Consider the following 17,548-nt stretch of genomic DNA (forward strand, 5'->3'; position numbering starts at 1 on the left):
TCCCCCTCCGCTTTGCAAAGGGAAGGTAAAAAAGACCCCCCTGGTTCGCGCACGCAATCGGCCATCGGGAAAGCTCGCGAGGCTTTGTAAGCAACGCGTAAGTAAAGGCCGACCCATGAAGACACGCCGGGTCCGTGGCCCTCGCCTCTTCCCGCCAGGCAAGACTGGCAGACGCAGGTTGAGGGCTACGGCTCTTTCCACGCTCATAGCGTTCTTCCTCATGCTCACCACCGAGACCGCGATGGCCACCGGAGCCGTCCTCGAACCGGTGCGCATGCCCGAGATGTCCCTCTCGGGCCTGTGGAAGTGGCTGAAGAGCGACGATCCCCTCGACACCCCCGACCAGCAGGGCGGCACCGCCCGCGGCAAGAGCCACAAGGCGTCCTCGGACGCCACCAGCGCCGACGGAGGCGCCGGACGCAAGGCCGGCAAGGGCAAGGGCGAACTCGCGCCCTTCCAGCGCGAGACCGCCGACCCCGCCGAGACCCGCACCGGCAAGGCGCCGGGCAACGCCAAGAGCTTCGACGAGCGCACCAGCAAGCGGGACGCCAAGAAGTCCACGGCCACCTCGGACTACTACGTCAACGCCGACGGCTCCACCAGCGTCCGCCACTACACCGGCCGGACCAACTTCAAGACCGCCGACGGCACCTGGAAGCCGATCGACACGAGCCTGACCGAGGACAAGGACGGCCGCCTCCAGCAGACGGCCAACTCCCTCGACGTCGAGTTCGCGCCGACCGCCGCCGACAAGGCCCTCGCCTCCGTCGACTTCGGCAAGGGCCGCACCCTGGCCTACGCCCTGCGGGACGCGGCGAAGACCGCGCCCGTCGTCGACGAGAAGACCGGCACGGTCACCTACGCCGGGGTCCTCCCCGACACCGACGTGCAGCTCGTGCCGCTCGCCGAGGGCTTCAAGGAGAACGTCGTCCTGCGCTCCCCGCAGGCCGCGAACTCCTGGACCTTCCCCCTCGACGTGAAGGGCCTCACCCCGCGCGTCGCCGCCGACGGCGACGTCGAGTTCACCGACGCCGACGGGAAGGTCACCGCGACCATCCCGCACGCGTACATGGAGGACTCCAAGATCGACCCGCGCTCGGGCGACGCCGCCCAGTCGCGGAACGTCACCTACGAGCTCACCACCGTCGACGGCAAGGCCGACGGGCAGCCCGCCCTGCGGATGACCGCCGACCGCGCCTGGCTCGACGACCCGGCACGCGTCTACCCGGTGACCGTGGACCCGACCATCACCGCGTCGAACTCCACGTACACCCAGAACACCATCGGCGGGGACCACTCCACCGAGACCCAGATCAAGGTCGGCTCGTACGACTCGGGCACGAACAAGACCAACTCGTTCCTGCAGTTCAGCACCCTCGGCACCACGCTCGCCGGGCAGCGGGTCACCGCCGCCAGCCTGAACGTGTACGCCCTGTGGTCCTCGACCTGCGCCGCCCAGTCGTTCTCGGTCCACCCGATCACGCAGTCGTGGACGCCGTCCGGCGTCACCGCCTACCCCGGCCCGTCCTTCGGCGCCTCGATCGGCTCGGCCACCCCGGCGCCCGGAGCCTCCTGCTCCAACACCTCGGGCTCGGCGAGCGTCGGCGTCAAGATGCCGGTGACGCTGTCGACCACCTGGTTCAACAACGTCGCCGGCGGCGCGGCCAACTACGGCCTCGCGCTCACCGCGCCGACCAACGACATGCTCCACTGGAAGAAGTTCCACTCGGACAACTCGGCGACCGCCGGCTTCCGCCCGGCCCTGGTCCTGACCTACACGCCGAACACGGCGCCGCAGATCAACGCCCAGTACCCGCCGGCGAACTTCCAGGTCAACACCCTCCAGCCGGAGCTGCTGGTCTACGCGAGCGACGCGGACAGCGGCCCGAGCCCGCTCTCGTACACCTTCGAGGTCTACGACGACGCCGGCGCCCTGGTGGTCAGCTCCGGCGCGATCGCCAAGAACAGCTGGAAGGTGCCCGCCGGCAAGCTGAAGTGGGCGGAGAGCTACAGCTGGTACGCGGCCGCCACCGACGGCATGTCGGAGGTCGTGGAGGCCAGCAGCCTCACCACGGCCGTGCCGCAGCCGCCGGTCACCTCGGGCCTGTCGATGAACACCGACGGCCACGAGTTCGACCCCTCGGACGGCAACTACACGACCGAGGACACCGACGCCGACGTGCCGGTCATCGGCCCGTCGCTGGAGATCGACCGCTCCTACAACAGCCTCGACCCGCGCGTGGACTCCGCGTTCGGCGCCGGCTGGTCGACGATCGCCGACATGAAGGCCGTCGAGGTCAAGGACAGCGCCGGTGTCGTCACCAGCGTGATCATCACCTACCCGGGTGGTGAGCAGGTCGCCTTCGGCCGCAACGCCGACGGCACCTTCGTGCCCCCGCTGGGCCGCTACGCCCGCCTCGCGGCGGTCACCGGCGGCTACGCGCTCACGGACAAGGACTTCACGGAGTACGCCTTCAAGCAGGCGACCGCGAAGGCCGGCACCTACGCGCTGAGCGCGATCAAGGACTACGCCGGCCGTACGGAGACCTTCACCTACGACGCGAACAAGCGCCTGACGAAGATCACCAACGTCACGTCCAAGCGGAACCTGGGCCTCACCTGGTACCAGCCCGCCAACGCGTCCGCCTGGCACGTCCAGACCGTCTACACCGACCAGGCCACCGTCGGCGACGCGAACTCGGTCCAGACCTGGCAGTACACCTACACCGGTGACCAGCTCACCAAGGTGTGCCCGCCGGCCGACTGGTCGAAGTGCACCACGTACGCCTACGCGACCGGCAACCACTACCGCACCACGGTCCTGGACGCCGACCCGTTCGCGTACTGGCGCCTCGGCGAGACCTCCGGCACGGTGGCGAAGGACGCCCTCGACGCCAACCAGGGCCAGTACAACGGCACGTACAAGAACGTGACGCTGGGCGGCAGCTCCGTGCTGGCCGGCTCCACGCAGAAGACGGCCACGTTCAACGGCACCACCTCGTACGTGGAGATGCCGGTGGCACCGGGAGCGATGCCGTCGTACACGACGGTCTCGCTGTGGTTCAAGACCACCCAGGCCGGCGGCGTCCTCTTCTACTACGGTGACAAGCCGCTGAGCGACCCGAACCCGGTCGTCAACACCCTCAAGAACACGCCGGCGCTGTACGTGGGCACGGACGGCAAGCTGCGCGGCTGCCTGATGACGGGCGCCTGCGGCACCACCATCACGTCCGCCGCCTCCGTCAACGACGGCCAGTGGCACCAGGCGGTGCTGACGGGCGCGGGCAGCACCCAGACGCTCTACCTCGACGGTGCGGTGCAGGGCACCAAGGCCGGCGAGATCAAGTCCATGGACAGCACCTACATCTCGCTCGGTGCCGGTGTGAACAACCGCGGCTGGCCCGCGATGAACACCGCCGACCAGCTCGGCCACTTCGCCGGACAGCTGGCCGAGGTGGCCATCCACGCCGAGCCGCTGCCCGCCGACGTGATCGCCACGCAGTACCAGGCCGCCAAGCGGTCCGCCGGACTGCTCCAGAAGATCACCACGCCCAACCTGAAGACCCAGGCGTCGGTCGTCTACGACACCACCGACGACCGCGTCCTCCAGGCCACCGACGGCAACGGCGGCACCTGGAAGCTCAACCCGCCGACCATCACCGGCTCGTCCCAGGTCTACCGCTCCGCCGTCATGGGCTCCGCCCCGGCCGGCTACTGGCGCATGGACGACACCCAGGGCGCGGCCCAGGCCGCGAACCAGGTGAACACCGGGTTCGGCACCTACAACGCGGTGATCCAGGGCGCGGAGGGCCCCTTCGGCGCGGATGACGCGACGGCGGCGCTCTTCGACGGCACCAGCTCCTACGTGGAGCTGCCGCACGCGTCGTGGCACCAGACGCAGGACCGCTCGGTCGAGGCCTGGTTCAAGACCACCGAGGCCGGCGTGATCATGGCCGACCAGGCCCGCGCGATCAACGACCCGCTGGGCGTCGGCGGCGCGTACAGCGACCTGCTGTACGTCGGCACCGACGGCAAGCTGCGCGGCCACTGGTGGAGCAGCACCTGCGGCAGCAACAACACCACGATGGCGTCCACGGGCGTCGTGACGGACGACAAGTGGCACCACGCCGTGCTGTCCGCCACCGGCACCACGCAGACGCTCTACCTGGACGGCGTCAAGCAGAACACCTGCACCGGCGCGGCCAACAGCCAGGCGACCGGCCGCACCTACGTCGGCGCGGGCTTCTCCAGCAACTGGACGAGCGCCCCGACCGGCATCGGCTACTTCACCGGCTCCATCGCCGAGGTCGCGGCCCACTCCAAGGGCCTGACCGAGGCCGAGGTCGCCGCCCACTGGGCGGGCTACAAGGCCTCCTCCGGCATCGCCCCGGTCAAGACGGTCAAGCTGACCGACCCGACGGACAAGACCCTCACCTACGTGTACGACGCCGAGATGGGCAACCGCCTGCTCGCCGCGATCGACACCGAGGGCGCCCGCACCACCTACGGGTACGACACCGGCGGCTTCCTGCACACCGTCACGGACGCCAACGGCAACCGCTCGATCACCGGCCACGACGTGCGCGGCAACGCGGTCTCCCAGACCACCTGCCAGAACACCGCGGCCAACAAGTGCTCGACGGAGTACTTCACGTACTACCCGGACGCGACCACGGCCTTCCCGCCGATGGACCTGCGCAACGACCTGATGCTCACCGAGCGCGACGGCCGTTCCTCGGGCCCGACGGACAACGCGTACCTGACCAGCTACAGCTACGACACCGGTGGCAACCTGCTGTCGGTGACCACGCCCCCCGTGGCCGGCCACCCGAACGGCCGGACCGCGACGACCACGTACACCACCGCCACCACCCCGGCGGCGGAGGGCGGCACGGCGGTCGCTCCGGCGGGCCTCGTCGCGCAGGTCGTCACCCCGGGCGGCCGGCAGACCACGTACACCTACTACGCCAACGGCGACCTGGCCCGGATCACCGACGCCAACGGAGCCAAGGCCGAGTACACGTACGACAACCTGGGCCGCGAGATCTCCAAGAAGGAGATCTCGGACGCGAACCCGGCCGGTCTCGTCACGACCCAGACGTACGACAAGAACGACCAGGTCCTCACCGAGACGACCCCGGCCGTCACCAACCGGGTCACCGGCGCGAAGCACCAGGCGAGGACCACCACGGCCTACGACCCCGACGGAAACGTCCTGTCGCAGTCGGTCGAGGACCTCACCGGCGGCGACACGGCCCGCGTCACCTCGATGACGTACGACGCCCACAACCAGCTGGCGAGCCGGACGGACCCGGGCGGCGACACCACGTCGTTCGAGTACGACGCCTACGGCAACAAGGTGAAGGAGACCGACCCCGCGGGGACGGTCAACACCTACACCTTCGACGGCGAGCAGCGACCGCTCACCACCAGCCTGCTGAACTACACCGGCGACCCGTACAACCCCTCGCCGGCGACCACGCTCGTCCAGGAGTCCCGGGCCTACGACCCGGCCGGACGCCTCGCGTCGATCACCGACCCGATGGGCTGGCAGACGGCGTACACCTACACCGACGACGGCCTGTCGGCCGGCGTGTTCCGCAAGGACCCCGCGACCGGCAAGTCCTTCACGGAGCAGGCGAACACCTACGACGCCGCCGGCAACCTGATCGAGCAGATCACCAACGACGGGCAGACCCGCACCACCTTCACGGTGGACGCGGCCGACCGCACCGTCTCCGAGGTCCTCGACCCGAACGGGCTCGCCCGGACGACGACGGTCGGCTACGACCCGGACGACAACGTGGTGACCGAGACGGACCGCGACCCGGCGACGGGTGACGTGTCCACCACGGACACCCGGTACGACGCCCTGGGCAACATCACCGGCGCCACCGTCCACGACGGCACCACGGCCCCGGTGGCCCGCTACAAGCTGGACGAGACCACGGGCTTCGGCCTCGCGGACTCCTCCGGCGCCAACAACACCGGCAGCCACGGCACCGGCATGCACTGGAACACCGACCGGGGCGGCAGCGCCGTCTTCGACGGCAACGCCGAATCGTGGGCGCAGACCGACGGCCCCGTGGTGAACACCGCGGGCAGCTTCACCGTCTCCGCCTGGGTCAAGCTGACGTCCACGGCCGCCAACCGGACCTTCCTCGCGCAGGACGGCAAGGAGGCCTCCGGCTTCCAGCTGTACTACTCGACCGGCTTCGGCTGGACCTTCAACCGGCACGCGACCGACACGTACGACCCCGCGATCGTGCGGGTGTCCTCGGGCACGGCCGCGGTCGCGGTCAACACGTGGACGCACCTGGTCGGCGTGTACGACCAGGCGAGCTCCAAGCTGCGCCTGTACGTGAACGGCGTCGAGACCGGCACGGCCGCGACGTTCGGCACCCCGTGGGAGGCCACCGGTCCGCTGCAGGTCGGCCGCCGCTGGTACAAGGGCGCCTACGCGGAGAACCACCTCGGCGGTCTGGACGACGTCCAGGTCTACTCCGAGGCCCTCACCCCCGCGCAGGTCACCTCGCTCAAGGGCGGCACCCTGCCGGCCGCGGGCAGCTCGGTCCGCACCACGTCCTGGAAGCTGGACCAGCGGGGTCTGCCGCTGTCCCAGACGGACACCGCGGGCAACGTCACCGACTACGGGTACGACGAGATCGGCCAGCAGACCTCCGTCACCGAACCGGCCGTCATGGCGGAGCAGAACGGCGGGACCCCGGTCTCCGTCCGCCCCGTCACGATGACCGGCTACAACACCTTCGGCGAGCCGACGGAGTCCTCGGACCCGCTCGGCAACGTGGTGACGACGGCGTACGACGCCGAGGGCCAGGAGTCCTCGACCACCACGCCGGAGTACCTCGCGCCGGGCGCCGCCACGCCGATCAGGGCCACGACCTACAACGAGTACAACAAGCTCGGACAGGTCACGGCCGAGGTCGACCCGCTCGGCAACCGCACCACGTACGCGTACACGCAGCTGGGCGACCTGGCCTCGGTCACCGAGCCCGGCGGCGGCACCACGAAGTACACGTACGACGCCAACGGCGACCAGCTGTCGGCCACCCGGCCGAACGGCGCCCGCCAGGAGTCGACCTACGACTACCTGGGCCGCGAGCTGACCAGCACGGACATCGTGCGCCAGCCCACGCAGCGGGCCTACACGGCGATCAACGAGTACAACGCGCCGGGCGGCGAGCTGTCCCGCGTGGTCTCGCCGCAGGGCGTCGCGGAGTCGTACAAGTACAACGCCGTGGGTGAGGTCGTCGAGACGACCGACAGCGCGGGCAAGGTCTCGCGCTTCACCTACGACATGGACGGGCAGCCGCTCACGGCCACCGAGCCCGACGGCACCGGCACCCGCAACACGTACGACGGTTACGGCCAGCTGGTGGCGACGGAGGACCTGGACGAGACGGGTGCCGTGCTGCGCACGGCCCGGACCGGTTACGACCGGGCCGGGAACATGGTCTCGGCGACCGATCACCGCGGGCACACCAAGACCTTCACGTACGACTCCTCGGGTCTGATCACCAAGGTCGTCGAGCCGGTCTCCGCGACCGAGTCGATCACCACGACCTACGGGTACGACGCGGCGGGCAACCAGACCCGCTTCACCGACGGACGGGGCAACCCGTTCCTGACGACGTACAACACGTGGGGTCTGCCGGAGAACCAGGTCGAGCCGTCGACGCCGGCGCATCCGGACCTCGCGGACCGGACGTTCACGGCCGTCTACGACGGTGGCGGCCGGATCAAGGAGTCGCGTTCCCCGGGCGGGGTCGCGATCTCCTTCGAGTACGACGTGAAGAGCCGGCTGGTCCGCCAGTCGGGTACGGGTGCGGAGGCCGCCACGGCCGACCACACGTACGCGTACGACGCCGACGACCGGATCACGGAGGTCGCGGGGCTCGGCACGGAGAAGAACACCTTCTCCTACGACGACCGCGGTCTGCTGCTGACGGCGAACGGTCCGTCGGGCGCCTCGTCCTTCGCGTACGACGGCGACGGCGGGATGACCTCCCGCACCGACGCCTCGGGCACGTCGAGCTTCGGCTACGACACCGCCGGCCGTCTCAAGACGCTGAACGACGGTGCCACCGGTTCGACGGCGACGTACGGCTACGACGTCAACAGCAACGTGACGTCGATCGACTACGGCACGGGCAAGGCGAAGCGCAGCTTCGGCTACGACAAGCTCCAGCGCCCGACCACCGACACGCTGACCTCGCCGACCGGCGCGACGCTCGCGTCCTTCACCTACGGGTGGGACGCGAACGACAACCTGACGTCGAAGACGACGACGGGGCTCACCGGCTCGACGGCCAACACGTACACGTACGACTGGGCCGACCGCGTCGCCTCCTGGAACAACGGGACGACGACCGAGCTGTACGGCTACGACGCGTCCGGCAACCGGACCCGGGTGGGTGGCGACACCTACACCTACGACGCCCGGAACCGGCTCACCTCGGACGGTCACAGCGCCTACACGTACACCGCGCGCGGCACGCTGAGCTCGGTGACGGACGAGGCCAGCCGCGTCACGAACATGAAGGTGGACGCCTTCAACCGGGTCATCCAGGAGGGCGACCGCACCTACACCTACGACGGTCTCGACCGCATCCTCAACGCCAAGGACGAGACGGGCAGCGCGCTCTACTCGTTCCAGTACGCCGGCGCCGGCAACGACGTGGCCTCGGACGGCGTGACGTCCTACAGCCGCGACGCGGCGGGCGGCCTGGTCGGCGTGAAGACGGCGGCCTCGGCGGTGCTGGCCCTCACGGACCTGCACACCGACGTGGTGGCGCAGTTCACCACCACGGGCGAGGCGCTCGCCGGTTCGACGACGTACAGCCCCTTCGGCAAGGTCCTCCAGACCGCCGGAATGGCCGGTGCGCTCGGCTACCAGTCCGGCTGGACCGACCCGGCGACGGCGAAGGTCAACATGGCCGCGCGCTGGTACTCGCCGGAGACCGGCCAGTTCAACAGCCGTGACACCGTCGGCCTCGACGGGATCCCGAGCTCGATCTCGGCGAACCGGTACGCGTACGCGGACGGCAACCCGATGACGGGCATGGACCCGACCGGCCACTGGCCGGACTGGGCCGACAAGATCGTCAAGAAGGTCAAGAAGAAGGTCAAGAAGACCGTCAAGTCGGCCTACAAGCACGTCAAGAAGGCCGTCAAGAAGGTCGCCAAGGTCGTCAAGAAGGCCGCCAAGAAGGTCAAGCGGGCCGTCAAGAAGGCGGTGAAGCGCGCCAAGCGGGCGGTGAGAAAGGCCGTCCGGTACGTCGCCGACAGCGTCCGGAAGGTGAAGAGATACGTCAAACGCGTCTACAAGCGCGTGAAGCGTGTCGCCCACAAGGTCGTCAAGCACGTCAAGAAGGCGGTCCGGAAGGTCGCCAAGGCCGTCAAGCACGTCGCCAAGAAGGTGGTCAAGGCAGCCAAGAAGGTGGGCCGGGCCGTCAAGAAGGCGGCGAAGGCGACAGCCAACTTCGTCAAACAGCACGCCTCGACCATCGCCTCGGTGGCCACCGGCATCGCCGTCTTCGCGGGCTGCACCGCGATCACGGCCGGTGTGGGTGCCATCGGCTGCGCCGCCCTCGCGGGCGCGGCGGCCAACGGCGTCGGCTACATGATGAGCGACGGTCCGAAGTCGGTCGGCGGATTCCTCGGCGCGGTCGCCATCGGCGCCGTGACCGGCGCGGCCGGCGGCGTCGGCGGACGCCTCGCGGCGAGCGCCGCGGGCAAGCTGCTCTCCGGCACGGCCGGCAAGATCGCGACCGGTGTCGCGGAGGAAGCCGGCTCGGAGGCCCTCACGGGCGCGGTCGAATACGGCACCTCCTGTGTGAACAGCGAAGAGGGCTGCTCGGTCGCCGGCGCCGCGAAGGCGGCGACGATCGGCGCGGTCATGGGCGGCGCGTTCGGCGCGAAGGGCAAGGGCAACGGCCGGAAGTCGAACGCGTCTCCGGACTCGGACGGCGCTTCGGACGGCGGCTCGGCCGGCGGCGGCTTCGGCGGCTGCCCGGTTCCGCGTGGCAAGGTCCCGCACAGCTTCACCGCGGCGACGCCGGTCCTGCTGGCGGACGGTACGACCAAGAAGATCTCCGAGGTCAAGGCGGGCGACAAGGTCCTCACGGCCGAGCCCGGCAAGAAGACCAAGGAGGTCCACGAGGTCAAGGAGGTGATCGTCACCAAGACCGACCGCGACTACGTCGACGTCACCATCGCGACGAAGTCCGGCCGGAAGACGATCCAGACCACCGAGCACCACCAGTTCTACGAGTCCACCCGCGACGCCTGGACGCAGGCGGGCGACCTCCGGGTCGGCCAGAAGCTCCAGAACGGCGAGGGCGCCCCGGCGGCGATCGTCGAGGTGAAGTCCTACGAGGCCGAGCGCGTCACGTACGACCTGAGTGTCGAGGGCCTGCACACGTACTTCGTGTTCGCGGGCGACACGGTCGTGACGGCCGACCAGGGTTCCGCGGTGCTGGTGCACAACCAGAACCAGTGCGGGCCCGGCGGCGGAGGTGACGACGACGGCGCTTCGCAGGCTCGTGACAAGAAGAAGCGCGTCGAGCACCTTCAGCCCGAGGACGATGTCACCGAATCCCACACGCGCTTCGAGCGCGACGAGAGCGGCCGCGTCACCCGGTACCAGACCTGGATCAAGGAGCCCAGGGCTCCCTCGGGCTGGAGGAAGGGACCTCGCTTCCGGGGCACCGGCAAGCCGCACAGCGGTGTGGAGCCGCCTCTGTACTATCCGAAGGGCGGTGGCTTCGGAGAACGGGCCACAGGGGAGAACCTGCCGAGGGGGTACTGAGGATGATTCTCCACGAGAAGGCCGACGAGATCCTTCGGGACGTCGGAGTCTCCGGCTCGGCCGACCTCTACACGGCTCTGTCGCTCGGGCGCCTCTTCTGGCCCGAACTGACGGTCGTGGACGGTGCCGTCTTCCTGGCGCTCAGGCCGGGGGACGAGCAGGAGATCGAGCGACGCGTCGCCGGCCGGCGTGAAGCGCCGGAGGGCGCCGACTCCTACGTGCGAGGCTGGACGGAGTTCGTCGAGAGCCTCAACACCGTCGAGGTGCGGTACCTCTTCGACCTGTGGCCGCAGGACGCGTCACGGCTGGAAGAGGCCGAGGACACCCTGGCCGGCCTGCTGGCCGAGGTGTGGTCGGCGAGGTTGCGGGCCGCGTTCCCCGAGCGGGAGTTCAGGGTCGTGGTCGATGACTCGCCCGAATCCGACGGCCCCTGCGTGGTGGTGCGTCAGACACTGAGATAGAGGGACCGGGAGCCCCGCCGAGTGGATCGGCGGGGCTTTCCCGTTCCCGGCTCAGCCCGTCTTCGTCCAGTCGGCGCAGCCCGCCGTCTTGAAGTAGGCGTCCTTCGCGGTGATCTTGACGACGGCGGTGCCCGTCACGTTGTCGTTCGCGAGGATCGAGTCGACCCCGTGGGTCGCGTCCTTCGCGCGCTCCCAGTAGCACTCGGCGTCCTTGTTGCCGGTGGACTTGTAGGTGCCGGGGGCGATGTCCACGCCGATCTTGAGCATGCCGGCGGAGCCCTTGAGGGTGGTGCCGGAGGGGGTGCCGGCGGCCTTGGGGTCGACGGCCTCCCAGGTGCCGCAGCTCGTGGACTTGAAGAGCTTGTCGGAGGCCTTGATCTCGACGTAGGCCGTGCCGGTCACGTTGTCGTTCGCGAGGATCGAGTCGACCTCGCCGCTCGCGTCCTTGGCCCGCTCCCAGTAGCACTCCGCGTCCTTGTTGCCCGTCGAGCGGTAGAGCCCGGGCTTCACGTCGGAGCCGACCTCGAAGTCGCCGTCGCCGTCCACGGTGGCGGCCTTCGGCTTCTCGGGGGCCTTGGACTCCGGGGCCTTGTCGCCGGAGGAGGCCGGGGCGGAGGACTTCGCCTCGGGGGTCTTGGTGTCCTCGCCGCCGCCTCCGCCCATCGCCGCGCCGATGGCGACGACGACCACGACCGCGCCGGCCGCGGTGAGGACCTTGTGGCGGGCGAACCAGTTGCGCTGCTGCGACTTCGACATGACTGTGAACACCTTTCAGGTGTCGAGGAGGATTCCTGTGGACTCCGTGCTTCGATGACGTAATCACAGCAGAGCTTGTGAACCGAGTCAACCGTGTTCACGGATTCTGGATCGACTCACACCGTGAACGGGGTTCGTCGGTATGCTCGGTGTGCTCGGTGTTCCCCACAGGACGGACGGAGGGTTCAGGTGCCCGAGGACAGCGCTACAGAGGTCACCGCCGCCGGCATCGCCCGGCTCGCGGGCGTCGGCAGGGCCGCCGTCAGCAACTGGCGCCGCCGCCACGCCGACTTCCCCAAGCCCGTGGGCGGCACCGACACCAGCCCCTCCTTCTCCCTCGAAGAGGTCGAGCGCTGGCTCCGCGACCAGGGCAAGCTCGCCGAGGTCCCGCTCCGCGAGCGCGTCTGGCAGCAGCTCGCCGGACACCCCGCCGGCACCGTCGCCGGACTCGTCCACACCGGCGGCGTCCTGCTGCTCCTGCGCGAGCGCGCCCCCGCCCTCGCCGCCCTGACCGCCCTGCCCGACGAGCGGCTCGCCGACGCCCTGCCCGGCGCCCTCGAAGAGATCCTCACCCTGCGCCTCGGCGTCCCGCGGGCCGTGCGCACCCCCACCGCCGCCGAACTGGCCCCCGCCGTGCCCCTGCTGCGCGCCGCCACCGAGCTCGCCGCCGAACTGGGCGGCCCCCGCCAGTGCTTCGAGTTCCTCCTCGGCCGCCACCTGGACGCCAACCCGCGCCAGTACACGCTCACCCCGCCGCCGCTCGCCGAGCTGATGGCCACCCTCGCCGCCGCCGCGACCGCCGACGCCGGCGACCCGCCCGCGACCGTCTTCCTCGACCCCGCCTCCGGCACCGGCAGCCTGCTCCGCGCCGCCGCCCATCCGGCCGAACTCGCCCTCCAGGACGCCGATCCCGAACTGGCCGCGCTCTCCGCGCTCCGCCTCGCCCTCCACGGCGACGCCGACATCCGCTCCGCCTCCGGGGACACCCTCCGCGCCGACGCCTTCCCCGCCCTGCGCGCCGACACCGTCCTCGCCCACCCGCCGTTCAACGAGCGCGCCTGGGGCCACGACGAACTCGCCTACGACCCCCGCTGGGAGTACGGCTTCCCGGCCCGCACCGAGTCCGAGCTCGCCTGGGTCCAGCACGCCCTGGCCCGGCTCCGCGACGGCGGCACCGCCGTCCTCCTCATGCCCCCCGCCGTCGCCTCCCGCCGCTCCGGCCGCCGCGTCCGCGCCGACCTGCTGCGCCGCGGCGCCCTGCGGGCCGTCGTCGCCCTCCCGGCCGGCGCCGCGCCCCCGTACGGCATCCCCCTGCACCTGTGGGTCCTGGTCCGCCCGGCCCCCGACCGCCGCCCCCCGGCCGAGGCCCTCTTCGTCGACACCGCGGGGCTCGTGCCCGACGCGGGCCGCGACAAGCTCCCCTGGACCGCGCTGCAGAACGCGGTCCTCGACGCCTGGTCCGGCCGCACCGCCGACGAGTCCGTCGCCCGCGCCGTCCCCGTCATCGAACTCCTCGACGACGAGGTCGACCTGGCCCCCGCCCGCTACCTCGCCGCCCCCGACGCCGGCGGCTCCGCCCCCGAACTGGCCGCCGTCCGCTACCGCCTGGACGAGACCCTGCGCCGCACCCTCGGCGCCGTGCCCCGGCCCGTGCCCACCCCGCCCGAGCCGCGCCCGCTCACCACCGTCGGCGAACTGGCCCGCACCGGCGCCCTCCGGCTCCACACCGGCGGCCAGGGCACCGCCCCCGCGGGCCGCGAGGTCCCGGTCCTCACCGAGCACGACGTCCTCACCGGCGCCGCCCCCTCCGGCACCCTCCCGGAGGCCGCCGACGGCCACGCCGAGGAAGCGGTCCTCGTCGCCGAGGGCGACGTCGTCGTGCCCGTCCTCGGCGGCGGCCCGTCCGCCCGGGTCGTCGACGCCGCCACCGCGGGCGCCGCCCTCGGCCGCAGCCTCCAGCTGCTCCGCCCCGACCCGGCCGCCCTCGACCCGTGGTTCCTCGCCGGCTTCCTGCGCGGCACCGCCAACAACCGGCAGGCCAGCAGCTTCGCCTCGACCGCCACCCGGCTCGACGTCCGCCGCCTCCAGCTGCCCCGGCTCCCGCTCGCGGACCAGCGCCGGCACGGCGTCCAGTACCGCGCCCTCGCCGACTTCGAGGAGGCCCTGCGGCTCACCGCCCGCCTGGGCGAACAGCTCGTCCAGGGCCTGTACGACGGCCTCGCCGACGGGAGCGTCCGGTCCGAGTGACGGCCCGCGCCCGGGCGATTACCCTCGAAGCCTGATCAGCTTCCTGGGGGAAACGCATGTACGGACCGTCGCCCGCTCCCGCGCCGAGACCGGGCGGTTCGTCCGCCGGGGCCATCGCCGTCCGCGTGCTCCTCACCGTCCTCGTCGTCGTCTCCCTCGGCTTCCTCGCCTGGGTCGCGATGCTCCGGATCGCGATCATGCGCCGCACGGGCCGGGACTGGGCCCTCTTCTGGGCCCAGCTCGTCCTCAACATCGCGTGCGTGGTCCCGCTCGAACAGCGCTTCGCCGACACGTGGATGAACACGGTGGGCATGATCGTGCTGCTCGTCCAGATGGTCGCGGTGGTCTGCTACTACCTCATCGTCGACACCCGCCACCACCACGCCCCCGCCCCGGCCCTGCCCGCGCCCGTCCCCGGGTACGGCTACGGCTACCCGCCCGCGCACCCGGGCGCGGCGACCACGGTCCCGAGCCCGCACGCGAGCCCCGCCCCGCACCCCTACGCGCAGCCGCAGCAGCAGCCCCCGCAGTCGCTGCCGCAGCAGGCCAACCCGTACGCGCAGACCCCGCCGCCGGCCCCGGCCGCCCCGCCGTCCCCCCGCATCGACCAGGTCCGGGCCGAACTGGACGAGCTGAGCGACCTCCTCCGCAAGGAGGAGGACAGGTGAACGGCCGTGTCGTCGGCGGGCGGTACGAGCTGGCCACCGTCCTCGGCCAGGGCGGCATGGGCCAGGTGTGGACCGCGTACGACAACCGCCTCGACCGCCGGGTGGCGGTCAAGCTCCTCAGCCCGGCCGCCCTCACCGGCCCGCGCACCGCCGCCGACGAGCTGCGCCGCCGCTTCGTCCGCGAGTGCCGGGTCACGGCCCACGTCGACCACCCCGGCCTGGTCACCGTCCACGACGCCGGCAGCGACGGCGACGACCTGTACCTCGTCATGCAGTACGTCGACGGCGCCGACCTCGCCGACCACCTCGCCGAACACGACCCGTACCCCTGGGAGTGGGCGGTCTGCGTCGCCGCCCAGGTGTGCGCGGTGCTCGCCGCCGTCCACGCCGTCCCGATCGTCCACCGCGACCTCAAGCCGCGGAACGTGATGATCCGCCCCGACGGCACCCTCACCGTCCTCGACCTCGGCGTCGCCTCCGTCCTCGACTCCGACACCACCCGCCTCACCCACACCGGCGAACCCATCGGCAGCCCCGCCTACATGGCGCCCGAGCAGGCCATGGGCGGCGCCGTCGGACCGCGCACCGACCTGTACGCGCTCGGCGTGCTGCTCCACGAACTCCTCTCCGGGAACGTGCCGTTCGCCGGCTCCACCGCCCTCGGCGTCCTCCACCGCCACCTCCACGAGCCGCCGCTCCCGCTCCGTCAGGTCCGCCCCGAGGTCCCCGAGGCCCTCGAAGCCCTCGTCCTGCGGCTCCTCGCCAAGGACCCGGCCGACCGGCCGTCCGGCGCGCACGAGGTGTACGAGGCGCTGCTGCCGCTGCTCCCCGCGCGCGGCGCCCCCTCCGGCCCCATGGACCCCACCCGCCCCTTCCTGCGCCCGCACGCGCCCTGGCCGGCCACCCCCGGGCCCCCGCGGATCCAGCCCCCGCAGATCCAGCCGCCGGCCCGGCCCCCGTCCGCGCCGCCCGCCGTCGCGGACCCCCGGATCTCCGTCCCCGCGCAGCCCTCGGCCCCCGTCCCCGTCCCCGCCCCCGCGCCCCGGGGCGCGGACGTGGCGGGCGCCGTGGAGGAGGTGAAGCGGCTCCTCGGCGAGGGCGCCCTCACCCAGGCCGTCGACGTCCTCGGCGGGATCCTCCCGGCCGCCGCCGCCGAGCACGGCGAGGGCTCCCCGGTCGTCCGCATCCTGCGCAAGCAGTACGCCTCCACCCTCCTCGACGACGGCCAGTACCGGCGCGCCCTGCCCGAGCTGCGCCGGCTCGCCGCCGACGACCCGGGCAACGCCCAGTTCGGCTACGACATCGCGCTCTGCCTGGAGCAGCTCGGCGAGACCGCCGAGGCGCTCGCCGCCTTCCGCGCGGTCCTCCCCGCCTTCGAGCAGGGCGCGGCGCAGGACCCCGGCCGGGCCTTCGACATCCGGCGCCGCACCGGGCTGCTGCTCCTCGCGACCGGGCGGCACGCGGAGGGCCAGACGGAGCTGAACCGGCTCCTCCTGGACGCGGAGCGGCTCTACGGGGCGTACCACCCGCTCGCGGCGGAGCTGCGCCGCGCCCTGGAGCACCAGCGCCAACTCGGGCGCCACGCCTGATCGTTTCGGCCGATATGCGGTGGGCGCGGGCGGAAGGGGTCGCGTACGGTCGGAAGCGTGACACTTCCTTCCGTTCCTTCCGTCCAGCTGAACCACACCGTCGTCTTCTCCTCCGACCGTTCCGCCTCCGCGGACTTCCTCGCCGGGATCCTCGGCCTCCAGGTGGGCGCCCCCTTCGGGCCGTTCCTCCCCGTCGACCTCGCCAACGGCGTGACGCTCGACTTCTACCAGGCGCCCGAGGGCCCGATCCAGGGCCAGCACTACGCCTTCCTCGTCCGGGACGAGGACTTCGACGCGATGATCGGCCGCCTGGAGGCGGCCGGGGTCACCTACTTCGCGGACCCGGCCCACCGGCAGCCGCACGAGGTGAACGGCCTCTTCGGCGGCCGGGGCGCGTACTTCGACGACCCGGACGGGCACAACATGGAGATCATGACGGTGCCGTACGTACGGCCCTGATCCCCGCGGGCGCGGCCGGGCGGACACCCCGTCAGGATCACGACTCCACAACGTGAGGGGGGCGGGAACCCTCTGGTCGCGATTGTCTGATTTGCGGGTTGTAATGTTCGCGTCTGATCACGTCCACGCCAATCAAGGACCCTTCATGACGACGCCGTCCACCCCCGCCGTGCCCGACACCGCTCCCGCGCCCGAGGCCCCCAAGGGCAAGAAGGTCCTGAAGAAGGTCGGCGGCATCGTCGTGGCGATCGTCGTCGCCGTGGCCGTGAAGCTGGCCCTGCCGCACCTCACCGGCGAGGCGCCGGTGCACGCCAAGGTCGGCGAGTGCGTGGTCGTGACCGGCGCGGAGAACGACCCGAAGGTCGACACGGCGGACTGCTCCTCCGGCAAGCCCGACCTGTACAAGGTCGAGAAGGTCTTCGAGGACACCTTCGACCTGGCGAAGTGCGGCGAGGAGCTCTCGGCGCTGGCGCAGCAGCTCGACTCGGACAAGTTCGTCCTGTGCCTGTCCGAGGTCAAGAAGTAGCAGCGGGCACC

The 17,548-nt window shown here is 71.3% G+C and carries 8 protein-coding genes; 7 read left to right on the forward strand and 1 reads right to left on the reverse strand.

What is annotated here, in order from left to right; genetic code table 11:
- Positions 1 to 220 precede the first annotated feature (220 nt).
- Together ABZ621_RS23785 and ABZ621_RS23790 are read left to right on the forward strand one after the other, a co-directional pair.
- Complete coding sequence (locus ABZ621_RS23785; protein WP_360607696.1) at positions 221 to 10,831, forward strand: LamG-like jellyroll fold domain-containing protein; 10,611 nt, start codon at positions 221 to 223, stop codon at positions 10,829 to 10,831.
- A 2-nt stretch (positions 10,832 to 10,833) separates the two neighbouring features.
- Complete coding sequence (locus tag ABZ621_RS23790; protein ID WP_360607698.1) at positions 10,834 to 11,292, forward strand: hypothetical protein; 459 nt, start codon at positions 10,834 to 10,836, stop codon at positions 11,290 to 11,292.
- A 51-nt stretch (positions 11,293 to 11,343) separates the two neighbouring features.
- On the opposite strand, the gene ABZ621_RS23795 is transcribed toward ABZ621_RS23790, so the two are convergent.
- Positions 11,344 to 12,048 carry a hypothetical protein gene (locus ABZ621_RS23795; RefSeq protein ID WP_360607700.1) on the reverse strand — a complete coding sequence of 235 codons (705 nt, stop codon included), beginning with the start codon at positions 12,046 to 12,048 and terminating at the stop codon, positions 11,344 to 11,346.
- 189 nt (positions 12,049 to 12,237) lie between these two features.
- Between ABZ621_RS23795 and ABZ621_RS23800 the strand changes: the two genes are divergently transcribed.
- The 5 genes from ABZ621_RS23800 to ABZ621_RS23820 all read left to right on the forward strand — a co-directional run bounded on the left by ABZ621_RS23800 (position 12,238) and on the right by ABZ621_RS23820 (position 17,537).
- Positions 12,238 to 14,295: an N-6 DNA methylase gene (locus tag ABZ621_RS23800; protein ID WP_360607702.1), complete on the forward strand. Its 2,058-nt coding sequence runs from the start codon at positions 12,238 to 12,240 to the stop codon at positions 14,293 to 14,295.
- Positions 14,296 to 14,351: 56 nt separating this feature from the next.
- Positions 14,352 to 14,963: a hypothetical protein gene (locus ABZ621_RS23805; RefSeq protein WP_360607704.1), complete on the forward strand. Its 612-nt coding sequence runs from the start codon at positions 14,352 to 14,354 to the stop codon at positions 14,961 to 14,963.
- On the forward strand, positions 14,960 to 16,552 hold the full coding sequence (locus ABZ621_RS23810; RefSeq protein WP_360607706.1) for a protein kinase: 1,593 nt from the start codon (positions 14,960 to 14,962) through the stop codon (positions 16,550 to 16,552). Before ABZ621_RS23805 ends, ABZ621_RS23810 begins: the two co-directional genes overlap by 4 nt.
- Before the next feature lie 57 nt (positions 16,553 to 16,609).
- Positions 16,610 to 17,011: a VOC family protein gene (locus ABZ621_RS23815; RefSeq protein ID WP_360607708.1), complete on the forward strand. Its 402-nt coding sequence runs from the start codon at positions 16,610 to 16,612 to the stop codon at positions 17,009 to 17,011.
- A gap of 145 nt (positions 17,012 to 17,156) precedes the next feature.
- Positions 17,157 to 17,537 (forward strand): hypothetical protein, encoded by a 381-nt coding sequence (locus ABZ621_RS23820; protein ID WP_360607710.1) that lies wholly within the window; start codon positions 17,157 to 17,159, stop codon positions 17,535 to 17,537.
- Positions 17,538 to 17,548: the final 11 nt, after the last annotated feature.

The sequence above is a fragment of the Streptomyces sp. NPDC007863 genome (genome assembly GCF_040633895.1).
Lineage (GTDB): Bacteria > Actinomycetota > Actinomycetes > Streptomycetales > Streptomycetaceae > Streptomyces.

Excerpts from the sequence above, each read along its gene's own strand:
- ABZ621_RS23785 (WP_360607696.1), top strand. The coding sequence starts at position 221 with ATGCTCACCACCGAGACCGCGATGGCCACCGGAGCCGTCCTCGAACCG.
- ABZ621_RS23790 (WP_360607698.1), top strand. The coding sequence starts at position 10,834 with ATGATTCTCCACGAGAAGGCCGACGAGATCCTTCGGGACGTCGGAGTC.
- ABZ621_RS23795 (WP_360607700.1), bottom strand. The coding sequence starts at position 12,048 with ATGTCGAAGTCGCAGCAGCGCAACTGGTTCGCCCGCCACAAGGTCCTC.
- ABZ621_RS23805 (WP_360607704.1), top strand. The coding sequence starts at position 14,352 with ATGTACGGACCGTCGCCCGCTCCCGCGCCGAGACCGGGCGGTTCGTCC.
- ABZ621_RS23820 (WP_360607710.1), top strand. The coding sequence starts at position 17,157 with ATGACGACGCCGTCCACCCCCGCCGTGCCCGACACCGCTCCCGCGCCC.